This is a genomic window from Thiocystis violacea (genome assembly GCF_016583565.1).
GTDB lineage: Bacteria > Pseudomonadota > Gammaproteobacteria > Chromatiales > Chromatiaceae > Thiorhodococcus > Thiorhodococcus violaceus_A.
The window spans coordinates 18562-30117 of the sequence record NZ_NRRF01000055.1 but is presented as its reverse complement, the minus strand read 5'-3'; the positions used below and the strand labels follow the sequence as shown (position 1 = coordinate 30117).

Below are 11556 nucleotides of genomic sequence, written 5' to 3'. Positions count from 1 at the left end.
GCACTGACCCAGCGACCCCGAACAGTACTCCCCACCCCGCCGAGGGCAAATGGCCACCCGCCAAGCCTCGACCTCCCTCCCGCAAACCGTCCGTGGAGGAACTCCGGTTAAGTGGAGAGCCCAGATCGGCCTGTTGATCGACGATGCCGACTGGGAGCTGGGCTATGTTGAGCTGACGCTCGCCCCCGAGGCTCCGGAGCACGGTCAGGACGACACGGACTCGGCTTTCCGCCGTCTGGTGCCGCGGCGGTCCATCGATTGGCTCGACCGCGACACCGGGATCCTGCATCTCGCGGTCACCGAGCAGGAGCTGAGACAGGCCGTCTCGCCAGACTAGCAGGGCGGCCGGCAGCGCCGCGTCAACACCGTATGGAGACAGGAGCGAAACGGGCATGCACCTAATCGGTCGATGGCACCAGCGGTCACGATCTCAGCGGCTGGCGTCTCCTGTAGCGGCTTATCCATAACGGGTGTGTTTGCCACAGACCAAGCGCCCTGGAGTCCTGCACCCTTGGCGGCACTGACGGTCGCGAAACCGGTGAGCCCGCCAATCGATACAGCGGTCTCCATGGCTAGCGGTCGGTCGAAGGTCCGGCAGAGTCATACAACGTTCTCCGGTCCTTAGGCCGAGGCCCGCGCCATCTCGAGCGTACGGAGGATCTGTTCGACGAACAGGGGGATATCTCCTGGGTGACGGGAAGTGATGAGGTTTCCGTCGACCACGACCTGGTCGTCTCGATAGTCCGCGCCGGCATCCTTGAGCTCGCTGGCAACACATGCATAGCTGGTCATTTGACGTCCACGCACCCGCTCGGCCGAGATCAGGATCTGCGGTCCGTGACAGATGGCCGCCACGGGCTTGTCCGCGTCCATGAAGTCGCGCGCCAGATCGAGCACGCGCTCGGACTGGCGCAGCTCGGCCGGGGCCTTGCCACCTGGCAGCAAGAGTAGGTCGTAATCGCCAGCCTTGACGTCCGCGACGCCCAGGGTCGCCTGAACCTGGACGCCCTTCTTTCCGGTGATGGTCCCGGGCGCCAGGGACGCGATGTCGACATCGACTCCAGCTGCGGTCAGTGCCGCCACGGGATCGATCAGCTCGCTGTCTTCGAAGTTGTTCGCGCTGATGGTCAGTGCACGCATAGCGATACTCCTTAGGTTGGGTGTTGGTGATCGCATTTCGGCACGGGGCGCGGCAGATCTCGGACCATACCGCGAGGTATCGGATCCGGTGACTCAAACGGCAGCGCGGCTCCGCCGCAGACCAGGCTCGCTCGACAACACATCAGACCGAGACAAGGATCCACGAGAAAGCTCGAAAACGTGATGTCTCGGCTCGCCCGGGTGAAAAGCACCCCAGCCGGGGCAAAAGAACCAGATCGACATGGGACGTCGAGCCTGCCAACGTGCGCGTTACCACCTCGCCGGTCGCTACTCCGCATGCTGAGACAGGCACTTGCAGCGCATGCGTCGAGGCATGTGGACAGTCAAGCACAGGGGCGCTCAGGCCACCTAGACATGCCCCTGTATCTGACTGATGGCGGCCATCAATCACCTCGCCCAACTCCGCATCGGCTCGATAGGCCAAACACTGAGATTCATCGTTGTGTGCCCGGCTGCAACGGATGTCGATATCCGCCGGAGTGCAACGCGCTTCAGTCGTGCTCGAAAAGCCCAGCCGCGCGCATCAGCGCGACGCCATAGTCGATATCGACCGCGAAGGAGATGTTGGTGTCGCGGGCTGGCCGTCGCTCCCAATCCGCGCTGCCGCGAACGACCTCGGCCGGCTCGAAGCGGCCGCTGACGATGCCGACGATGTGGCCGTCGCTGACGTGAATCAGCGGTCCGCCGGTATCGCCGTCCTGCACCATGGTGTCGAACAAAATGAGCCGCGTGTCGTTTGGCGAGCGGATCTTGGCGGACGCGAAGCTGCCGATGCTGAGCGCCGTATGCAATTGCTCGTGCCCGAAGGCGTAGCCGAGACTCATGAGCGAGGCGCCGGGCCGCACATTGGCGCCACTGCCCAGGAAATCGTCTGGAACCCCGATCGCGATCTCCTGCTCCATCTTGAGCAGCGCCACGTCGTGCACGATGTCCCGCTGGACGATCGAGACCGGGATGGCCGAGACCCGATCGAAGGTCATGGGCTGATACGCGTCGCCGCTCGCGGTCGCAACGACCAGCAGCCCCTCGGGCTTGGACACCAGATGAGCGGCGGTCAGCAGGTAACCACTTCCATGGACGAGAAACGCGGTTCCGAGAAAACCCACGGCTCCCTCGGTGTCGCGGACCAGCATGAGACAGCCTCCGCGAAATTTCTGGCTAGTGCCTTGCAGCATTTGAATTGCTCCTGATCCGAGTCGAGCGTCAATCGGCCAGGCCGGTGCCGAGCCAGGCTTGCACACGCCGAGGATTGGCCCGCGTCCACCGCAACGCCTGTGCATAAGGGTCTCGTCCGCCGTCCTGATGGATCCAGACCAACAGCTGCTCCATGGCCCGCGAGTCCCATTCGAAGCGGTCCAAGATGCCTTGGGCCTGGGGGTCATCCCGCGCCAGGCCTGGGCGAACCAGCGTATGGATACTCCCTCGCCCGCCATAGACGTTCTTGGGGTCATCCAGGAACTTCAACGACCAGCGTCCGAGCATCCAATGCGGCTCCCAGCCGGTGACGACGATGGGGGCATTGCGCGCGATGGCATCCGCGAGCGCCTGGGTCATCGCCGTCTCCGAGCCCTTGACCAGCCGGAAGCCTTCGAGGTCGTAGGCACCGAACGCGCGCTCGGTCGCGGACATGATCCCAGCGGCTGGATCGATACCGACGATCCGTCCGCCGAGCGCTTGCCGGTGATCGGCCAATTGCGCAATGCTGTCGATGTCCAGCGCCGGCCGGGTGCGCTCGCCGCGACCGCCGGTCTGACGCCCAACGCCGACGGCGGGGATGACGAGTCCGGCTCGCGTGCCGACGAGATTGGGACCGAGATCCGCAAGCCGATCTCCGTACTCGGCGTAGTACTGGGCATGGGTATCGGGCAACCAGGCGGACAGCAGCGCATCGGCCTCGCCGTCGGCCACCATCCGCCACATGGCATCGGCAGTCGTTTCGATGAGCTCGCACGGATGCCCGAGTCGTTCGCGAAGGACCGCGCAGACCACATTGGCGCTCGCCACGGACGAAGACCAGTCCACATAGGCGATGCGCAATGTCGGTGCGTCCGCGGCAGGCGCGCAGGCGGCGGCCGACATCAGGACCGCGAGCAGGCCCGCGCGTTTCCAGCGGTTCAGGGTGTCGCCGAGCCTTTGAATCCTCGTGACGATCATGACTTGCCTCCCGTCGGCGTCTCGGTGGGTTTGCTCGGCTCGCCCCGACCGCTGGAGCCCTCAATCTGGAAAGCGGGGCTGGGGCGAGGACGCATCGCCACTGCGGGGTTGCGCTGCAGCGCCTCGGTCAGCCAGAACTGACGCCGGCCGAAGGTTGGCATCTTGCGCGTGGCATGGGTCTCGAACTCAGGCCCCTGATAGCCCTGAACACCAAGCTCGAAGCCCTGCCCCGTCTTGTAGTGAACCAGCCCCAAGTGCAGCGACCAGCACATGCCGAGCAGGATGATGGCGAACGGCAGTCCGGTGGAAATCGCGGCGGTCTGCAGCGCGACCAGGCCACCGCCCAGCAGGAGCGCCGCAGCGACGGCACCCTCCATGACGGCCCAGAACACGCGTTGGATCACCGGTGGCTCGGTATTGCCGCCGGCGGTGATGATGTCGATGACCAGCGAGCCGGAGTCGGACGAGGTGACGAAGAAGGTGATGATCACGATGATGGCGACCACCGATGAGATCTCGCTCAGCGGCAGGCTCTCGAGCATCACGAACAGCGAGACCGGGATGTTCTCCTGCACCGCCTTGGCCAGACCGCCGTCACCGAACATCTCGATGTGCAGCGCGGTATCGCCGAAGACGGTGACCCACAGGAAGGTCACCAGGGTCGGCACCAGCAACACGCCCTTGATGAACTCACGGATGGTACGCCCATAGGAGACGCGGGCGATGAACATCCCCACGAACGGAGACCAGGCGATCCACCAACCCCAATAGAAGACGGTCCAGCCATTTTGCCAATCGGTATCGTTGTAGGTCTCGTTCCAGGTGCTCAGCGATGCGAAGTTCTGGACGTAGACGCCGATGTTCTCGATGAAGGCATTCAGGATGAACAGCGTCGGCCCGAACAAGAGCACGAAGCACATCAGCAGCGCGGCAACCACGACGTTGAGCTGACTCAGCAATTTGATGCCGGAATCCAGTCCGCGCACCACCGACCAAGTCGCGATCATGGTGATTCCAGCAATGAGGACCAATTGCACGCTGGCATTCTGGGGGATGAAATCGAGCAGATGACTCAAGCCGGCGTTGACCTGCTGCACCCCGAGGCCCAGCGACGTCGCCACACCGAACATGGTCGCGACCGTGGCCATGATGTCGATCACATTGCCGATCGGCCCATAGATGCGCTCGCCGAGCAGCGGATAGAACACCGAGCGGATCGACAGCGGCAGCCCCTTGTTGAAGGCGAAGAACCCGAGCGCGAGCCCGACCAGGGCGTAGATCGACCAGGGATGCAGCCCCCAGTGCAAAAAGGTGAAGTCCATCGCAACGCGCGCCGCTGCGGGCGTGCCTGGCTCGGCCATCGGCGAGGCGACATAATGGAACATCGGCTCGGCAACGCCGTAGAACAAGAGACCGATACCCATGCCGGCGCTGAAGAGCATCGCGAACCAGCCGAGCGTCGAGAATTCCGGCTTGGCGCCCTCGCCGCCGAGACGGATGTCGCCGAAGCGCCCGAACAGCAAGGACACCACGTAGATCAAGATCAGATTCATGGTACCGACGAAGAACCAGCCGGCGTATTTCGACACCGCCCCCTGAACCAGATTGAACAGGTTGTCGACGGTGTTCTCGAAAAAGATGGTCAGGCCGACGAAGAGCACGATGATCGCCGCAGAACTGAAGAACACCCAAGGATGGACGTCGAGCTTGAACAGCCCCGTTTGGCGTTCATCGGCGGTGCCTGTTTCGTTGTCGTGCATGGTTTCTTACCTGATTCGGATCAGTGGTTTAGCTTGGCTAACGGCGGCAGCCTGCGACCTGTCGGAATTGCGAACAGCCTAACAGCCTGAGCACTGTTTCTCACCCCAGCCGCCCCGCGACCTGTCCCGATCGTCAGTAAATCCAAGCCCCAAGGTTCCTTACAGATACTGGTGTCGCAGGGGTCTCAGGTCGGCGTCGAGCTGGCAGATCAGAGGCGCTCCGGTCGGGATTTCGAGTCGCTCGATGTCCGCATCGCCGATCCCATCGAGAAGCTTCACCAGGGCGCGCAGACTGTTGCCATGGGCGGTGATGAGCAACCGGTTGCCCTCCCCGATCGCGGGTGCGAGACGGCGCCGGCTGTCTCGATCCCCCTGTCAGTCAAAGGCGAAGAACATACCGACCAGGCCACAACCAAACCGCGACGTTTTCGCCTTGCTCGCGAGCGCGGTCAGTTCGCTGATCCTTGGAGGCGCCTAGTCTCAGGCCCCTTGAGCGTGCGGCGCGCGCAACAACCTGGGCCGCGTCTCAGCGGGATCTGCACGCAGCGCCCCCGGCCGAACGGCAAATCAACCGCCGATGCGGGAATTCAACTAGCGATCACAGGCATCTCCCCCTGCGCAGTGGCCGTTCGGCACCTGCGCGGCTCGAGCATCTCAGCGATCCTGGAGGGCATAGGCGATGACGCTGTCGCCCGCCTTGGTGCCGGTGGAGCCGTGACCACCGGCGACGACAACACGATATTGGCGTCCGTCAGCGCCGAGATAGGTCGAGGGGGTGGCCTGGCCCCCGGCGGGCAGACGGGCGCGCCAGCGCTGCTCGCCGGTGCGCAGGTCATAGCCGCGGACATCGTCGTCGAGCGTTCCAGATAGGAAGGCCAGCCCGCCCTTGGTCAGGATCGGACCGCCGATGCCAGGCACCCCCATCTTGAACGGCAGAGGCAGCGGCGAGAGGTCGCGCACCTTACCGTTGACGTGCCGGTAGCCGGTCTCCCGTCGCGCTCGGCCCCTCAAAGAACGGCGACCAATCCAAGGACACCAAAGAGGATCAGATAGATGGCAATGACATAATTGAGCAGCGCGGGACGCACCAGAATCAGGATTCCGGCGATCAAGGCAATGATCGGCTGTAGCACGGGATGAAGCATGGGACTGTCCTTTCATGTTGGTGTAAGCCGCGGGTTGCGCGGCAGCGATGACTGGCATGAGGTTCAAGCAAACATGACGCCAGTTTATTAGCGAGCATCCGGGAAGCGGTTCACCGCTGGCGAGCGCCGATGCCTCGGCCGATGTCGACGAGCGTGGTCCACAAGTGCCCGCGGTCAGCCCGCCTCGCCGCCAACCCTCAAGGTCTGGAAGATCTGCTCGATGAAGGCAGGGATGTCTTCGGGCTGGCGCGACGTGATGAGATTGCGGTCGGTGGCCACCTCCTCATCCCTGTAGTCGGCACCGGCGGCCTTCAGCTCCCTGGCAACCGACGCGTAGCTGGTCATCCGGCGCCCCTGTACCCGATCCGCCGAGATCAATCGGATGCGCCTGGCGACCTCTGGACAGCAAGCGTTTCGCAATTGGCGGGCCAGTCATCGGCAAGTGCGACGATGCAATCGCTACTGTCGGGCGTCGCGGCGACGATCCTTGCTCCGGCGCATCGAGTGAAGCGGGTTATTTCCACCGTCGCGGGGGCATAGTCACCACTCCTCCGGCAGATCACGCTCGCTCTTCATGCGCTTCGGACTGCCGACGTCACCGAAGTCCGTTAGCGTTCCGCAAGAGCCGCTGTCGGTCCGACACGGTTCGAGGGAGCTCGCTCATCAGCCCATTAACCAGGGTTGACTGTGCACCGCTCATCGCCCAGGCACAGCACTGCGGGAGCGCCGCCTCGGCGCGACGGGCGCCGGATCGCGGCGAGGCGCCGATCCCACCAATCGCTCCTTGCTTCGAAGGCGTTCCACTGACCCAGGAGTCCTCACCACGGCGAAGTCGAAGAGTCACGGCCCTCAGATCCAAGACGACGCCCAGTACGAGGCGCTGCGCGACAAGGGCGTGAGCAAGAGCAAGGCGGCACGTATCGCGAGCTCTGATTGTGCAAAACCTTGGGCAAGGGCACTCGCAGATGTCGAAGGGAGAGCTGACTCAAGTCGCTGCGCCGAACATGTTCGCAAAGCGCGCGCCGGGAAGCCCCGTCAACCCTGCTTGGTCGGCGCCACAGAGGAAGCGCGAGGCGCCCCCAAGGCGTCGAGAGTCAAGAGGATGTCACGCAGGGTCTCACCCATGGCCTCATTGCCGCCCATGTTCTCCTCCTCCGCAACCATCTCCTCACGGACATCCTGCTCCCATGCACGTAGCAGCGAGATCTTCTCTTCGGTGCTCAGGTCTTCCCTGCGCATCACATCGCGCGGTGTCGCCAGCTCGAACCCGGCGGTGGCGCGCGCCCGAATGTCTTCCATCGTGTCTTCAATCATGGGGATCCTCCGCATCGTGATTTACGCCGCCTCACGGCTGCGCCTGGCGTCGGGGGCGGCGCGGAAAATCAGCCGCCCAAGGCAACCCGCTCGTCGCGGCATTGAAGGTGCGGGATGCAAACGGCAGGCCAAGACGGTTGCAGCCAAGGGGAACGGCGGCTCTCCGTCGCGGATGATGAGAACCCGTGCTCCTAGACAGCCCCAGCTCTTCTAAGAAAGTCTCGGCGCGCCTGAGAGCGACCTTCGCGGAAAGGGCTTCATCATGACGAACCAGGGCGGACACGGGCTCCCTTGGGCGTCCGCCCGTGAGTGCCAGTACTCCGGTCACGGAAGAGAGCAATTCGGGTCGTGGTGCTGGAAATCCAGGCTCATTTCCACCGCCGGCCGGGGCATTGCGCACGGCGCAACCGGAGTCTAGGTGCCGCCCGAGACGGATGCGTGTCGGGACAGCAGGCAGCGCAAGGTCTGTCGTCGCGGCCAGCCCTGCCCGCGAATCGCGAGCGCCGGCGGACGCCCTCACGGGTCCGACCTGACAGCACTCCGAGGGGTCTCGGGCCTCGCTTCGCCGGGGCGACCAGCGCGTGCCTGGCACCCCGGACGCCGTCGACGTCGCCAACACCTGAATCACCGGGCGCTTTGGTCATGTGTGGGGCGCTTCTGCCGCGGACCGGCGGTGGCGCGGACTTGGGGAGAGACGTCGCACAGGATATCGTCGCGCAGCACGCAAACTCGCGTCTGGCATGAATTCCGCAAAGTCTTCGTCAACCAACAGTCCCTCGTCAACAAAAACGGGTGTTGGTGCCTCGGGCTCCTGACGTTCGGGCAGCCACTGTCGCAAGCCCATGGAGCCGTGAGACGAGACCACTTTCCAGCAGGAGAGACAAGACCATGACTCAACGATACATCAATCATCGACGCCGGTTCGTGGCCGCGATCGTCGCGGCCGTATTGCTCTCGCCGATCACGTCGGCCATGTCCGCCGACGCGAGCGCCGTGCCGCCGGCGCAGACGCAAAACGGCATCACCTACGTCACAGGCGGTATCGGTCAACCCGAATCCACGGCGATGGAATCGGTCGCGGGCCAGTACGCTCTCATGATGACCTTCGCCAGGGATGACGGCGCCTTCGTCGCCGCCGTCGATGTGTCGATCACGGACCAGCAGGGCTCGTCAGTCCTGGACCTGGTCTCGGGGCCGATCCTGCTGGTCGATCTTCCCGACGGGACCTACAAGATTCGGGCGAGCTTCGCGGGCGCTCCCGAGGTCAGAACAACCACCATTGGCGCAGAGCCGCAACGATTGGCATACACCTGGCCCGCGACGGGCGATGGCTAACGCAGTTGGCGGGACGCCACCCCGGAGCATGAGACGCTGACGGCCTCGATCGCCCAGAGGCTGGGCGGGGCCGCGCACAAGCGTGGGAGCCGCGCCGCCCCGCCAGTCGCGGCGAGGCGCCGCTCCCGCGACCACCAAGCGGCCGGCCTGGCGGATGATCGAGGCGCCCGCGCGTGATTCTCGGCAACGCAAGCCTCCCGCCCTCGCGCCTTACCACCCCCGGCTGACCAACCTGAGAACCGACGGAAGCACAGAGGAGGTCCACATGCTTCGAAGCCTCACCGAAATCGAAGGCGCCGCGTTGATTGCCACCGACGGCGAGATCGGCCATTGCCGCGACTTTTTGTTCGACGACGACGACTGGACACTGCGCTACATGGTCGCGGAGACCGGGCCTTGGCTGCTGAGTCGCAAGGTGCTCGTCTCGCTAACATTCATCGAGCCGCCAGCGGCTGCATCGCAGGGCATTCCAGTGCGGCTCGCACGCCAACAGATCGAGGACTGCCCGCCGCTGGACAGCGATGCGCCTGTGTCGCGTCGCTACGAGCAGACCTACCATGATTTCTTCGCCACGCCCTACTACTGGATGGGCACCGGCCTCTGGGGCAACTTCGGCTACCCCGGATTGATGGTCCCGACCCCTGATCTCGATTCGCTCCCCGATGAGGATCCGGAGCGCACACATCTGCGATCGGTCAGAGAGGTCACTGGATACGGGATAAGAGCGCGTGATGGCCTGGTTGGCCATGTCGCCGATTTCATCGTCGACGATCGGAGCTGGGCCATTCGCCATCTCGTCCTGGAGCGGTCTCGCCTGCCCTTCTCCAAGAAGACCCTGATCGCGATCGACGCCTTCGATGCCGTGAGCTGGGTCGAACGCGAGATCCGGCTCGATGCGACCGCCGAGGAGATCGAGGGTGCGCCGCCCTTCGACCCCGACGCCCTGCCAGCCGACGAGCAAGAGGCGACCTGATCGCGCACCCCATGGGTCAGGGGAAGCGCCCATGACGCTGACACCGCGTATAAGCGGGCCTGTCGTTTGGTGAGCTGAACGGCCCTGACGCCTGGTCGTTCGTGCGGTAATCGCCCGCCCGACGACGGGCGACCGGATTCAGCCGAGGACGATCACGGCGAGACCGACGGCATAGAAGATCAGCACCAGCCAACTCTCGAAGCCGATGTTTCCGATCCCGCTGCGCTCGCGCCGAATCAGGCCGAGCAGCAGCGTGGCGGTCAACAGAATCGTCAGGCTGATAATGAACAGCGGCTGTTCACCGACGGCATGGTAGATCGACCCCGGCCGGTAGGCGATGTCGGAGAGCGAGAGAAACAGCACATCGAAGGTGTTGCCGCCGATGATGCCGCCCACGGCGAGCGTCAAGGCCCCGTGCCGGACGGCGGCGACTGCGGTGACAAGCTCCGGGAGCGACGTCACCACGGAAGTGAGCAAGGCGCCGACCAGGGTCTCGGACAAGCCCGTCACCCGCACCAGGGCCATGCCCGAGAGACCCACGAGATAGCCGGCGGCACCCACCAGGATCACGGCCGCCGCGAAGCCCATCCAAAGTCGGCCCTGCCCTGCCCCATCGGTGATGGCCTCCTCTGGCACATCTTCGAAGGTCTCGGCGGTTCGAACAGGATGCCAGGCCGGATGATCCCGGGCCAACGACGCCAGGCGCAGACCGAACCCGTAGAGCACCAACAGGAAGAGCGACGCCGGATGCACGCCGAACAGCGTGATCGGGGGCGCCGTCGCGGCCATTAGCGGCACCGCGAGCAAGGCACAGAGCATAGCTCCGTTGATGAGGTTCGGCACCGAAGCCGCGGCGTGCTCGAGATTGGCGCGCTGGTAGAAGATGTCGGCAACGACCAGAAAGGCCGTCTGCACCGCGATGCCGCCGACGGCGTTGCTGACGGCCAGCTCCGCCTTGCCCGCGGAGGCGACGGTGATCGACACGATGATCCCAGGCAGCGAGGTGCTGGCTCCGAGCAGAACCGCGCCGAAGACCGCTTCGCCAAGGCCGGTCAGGTCGGCGAGCCGGTCCGCGAGGCGCGCCATGCGGGTCCCGGCCACGGCGATGACCGCCCCGCTCGCGATGAAGACGATGAGTGTCAGGCCCAGGGGCCAGTGCTCAGGTGAAAGCATCGATTTCGTTATCCAAAGCTCAACCGCGACCCGGTCGTTGAACGCCGCATAGCAGAGGCGAGTTGCCCGACCGCGCAAAGCCTGACCGAGGGCGGCGTGGATCTCTGGCGACGCGACGGTCCGGCTCCAGTGGGCGGCTGGCCTCGCAGTCGGTGATCTATCGATACGGCAATGCGCGAATCGACATCTGGCAGCTCTCAAGCATGTTACGCGCCAGATTCGAACGGCGACCGCGCATCCCCGTGACTCCGCCAATTGCACGACCGGTGCACCGAGACCGCCCTCTCGACCATGCCCTGGCGAATCGTCCGGTGGTTGTGCGCCGGTGACGGTTGAATTGCACAGCTCGGACGTTCGGTGACGGCCCTGTTGGACGTCCGCCTTGCCGTGACGACGCAACCGGGCATGGCGGTACAAACCCTGCTTAAAAGGTCAGGTGCAACAGGCACAAGCACCATGAATCAATCGGAGATAACGGTTTGAATCTAAGCAACACCATGGGTGAGAAAGACCGCATGATCCGCCTGGTCGCTGGGGGTCT

Annotated in this window: 13 protein-coding genes and 1 pseudogene; 4 read left to right on the top strand and 10 right to left on the bottom strand. The window is 64.4% G+C overall.

Annotated features, from left to right (window positions below; translation table 11 throughout):
- Positions 1 to 133: 133 nt before the first annotated feature.
- A complete protein-coding gene (locus tag CKO23_RS18275) occupies positions 134 to 337 on the top strand; it encodes a hypothetical protein (RefSeq protein ID WP_200333260.1) in 204 nt (67 codons plus the stop codon).
- Positions 338 to 621: 284 nt separating this feature from the next.
- Here the strand turns inward: CKO23_RS18275 and CKO23_RS18270 are convergent, their stop codons facing one another.
- The 8 genes from CKO23_RS18270 to CKO23_RS18235 all read right to left on the bottom strand — a co-directional run bounded on the left by CKO23_RS18270 (position 622) and on the right by CKO23_RS18235 (position 6598).
- Positions 622 to 1140, bottom strand: coding sequence for a type 1 glutamine amidotransferase domain-containing protein (locus CKO23_RS18270; protein WP_200333259.1), 519 nt, complete (start codon positions 1138 to 1140; stop codon positions 622 to 624).
- A gap of 512 nt (positions 1141 to 1652) precedes the next feature.
- Positions 1653 to 2336, bottom strand: a complete 684-nt coding sequence (locus CKO23_RS18265; RefSeq protein ID WP_200333258.1) for a S1 family peptidase — start codon at positions 2334 to 2336, stop codon at positions 1653 to 1655.
- A 28-nt stretch (positions 2337 to 2364) separates the two neighbouring features.
- The gene (locus tag CKO23_RS18260) at positions 2365 to 3315 is read right to left on the bottom strand and encodes a glycine betaine ABC transporter substrate-binding protein (RefSeq protein WP_200333257.1); all 951 of its coding nucleotides are present in this window, start codon (positions 3313 to 3315) and stop codon (positions 2365 to 2367) included.
- A complete protein-coding gene (locus CKO23_RS18255) occupies positions 3312 to 5075 on the bottom strand; it encodes a BCCT family transporter (protein ID WP_200333256.1) in 1764 nt (587 codons plus the stop codon). The genes CKO23_RS18260 and CKO23_RS18255 overlap by 4 nt, the downstream gene beginning before the upstream one ends.
- A 159-nt stretch (positions 5076 to 5234) precedes the next feature.
- Positions 5235 to 5393 carry a hypothetical protein gene (locus CKO23_RS18250; RefSeq protein WP_200333255.1) on the bottom strand — a complete coding sequence of 53 codons (159 nt, stop codon included), beginning with the start codon at positions 5391 to 5393 and terminating at the stop codon, positions 5235 to 5237.
- Positions 5394 to 5729: 336 nt separating this feature from the next.
- Positions 5730 to 6086: a hypothetical protein gene (locus CKO23_RS18245; protein ID WP_200333254.1), complete on the bottom strand. Its 357-nt coding sequence runs from the start codon at positions 6084 to 6086 to the stop codon at positions 5730 to 5732.
- Positions 6083 to 6220: a DUF3096 domain-containing protein gene (locus CKO23_RS18240; RefSeq protein ID WP_200333253.1), complete on the bottom strand. Its 138-nt coding sequence runs from the start codon at positions 6218 to 6220 to the stop codon at positions 6083 to 6085. The genes CKO23_RS18245 and CKO23_RS18240 overlap by 4 nt, the downstream gene beginning before the upstream one ends.
- A 174-nt stretch (positions 6221 to 6394) precedes the next feature.
- On the bottom strand, positions 6395 to 6598 hold the full coding sequence (locus CKO23_RS18235) for a DJ-1/PfpI family protein (RefSeq protein ID WP_274600235.1): 204 nt from the start codon (positions 6596 to 6598) through the stop codon (positions 6395 to 6397).
- A gap of 406 nt (positions 6599 to 7004) precedes the next feature.
- Between CKO23_RS18235 and CKO23_RS26895 the strand changes: the two are divergent.
- Positions 7005 to 7148: pseudogene (locus tag CKO23_RS26895) on the top strand (DUF7218 family protein); the annotation flags it as partial.
- A 107-nt stretch (positions 7149 to 7255) separates the two neighbouring features.
- On the opposite strand, the gene CKO23_RS18230 reads toward CKO23_RS26895, so the two are convergent.
- Positions 7256 to 7534 (bottom strand): hypothetical protein, encoded by a 279-nt coding sequence (locus CKO23_RS18230; RefSeq protein WP_242482550.1) that lies wholly within the window; start codon positions 7532 to 7534, stop codon positions 7256 to 7258.
- 924 nt (positions 7535 to 8458) lie between these two features.
- Between CKO23_RS18230 and CKO23_RS18225 the strand changes: the two genes are divergently transcribed.
- Both CKO23_RS18225 and CKO23_RS18220 read left to right on the top strand, forming a co-directional pair.
- A complete protein-coding gene (locus CKO23_RS18225; protein WP_346014637.1) occupies positions 8459 to 8869 on the top strand; it encodes a hypothetical protein in 411 nt (136 codons plus the stop codon).
- A gap of 265 nt (positions 8870 to 9134) precedes the next feature.
- Positions 9135 to 9842, top strand: coding sequence for a PRC-barrel domain-containing protein (locus CKO23_RS18220; protein WP_200333250.1), 708 nt, complete (start codon positions 9135 to 9137; stop codon positions 9840 to 9842).
- Between the two features lie 138 nt (positions 9843 to 9980).
- Here the strand turns inward: CKO23_RS18220 and CKO23_RS18215 are convergent, their stop codons facing one another.
- Positions 9981 to 11015: a sodium:calcium antiporter gene (locus CKO23_RS18215; protein ID WP_200333249.1), complete on the bottom strand. Its 1035-nt coding sequence runs from the start codon at positions 11013 to 11015 to the stop codon at positions 9981 to 9983.
- Positions 11016 to 11556: the final 541 nt, after the last annotated feature.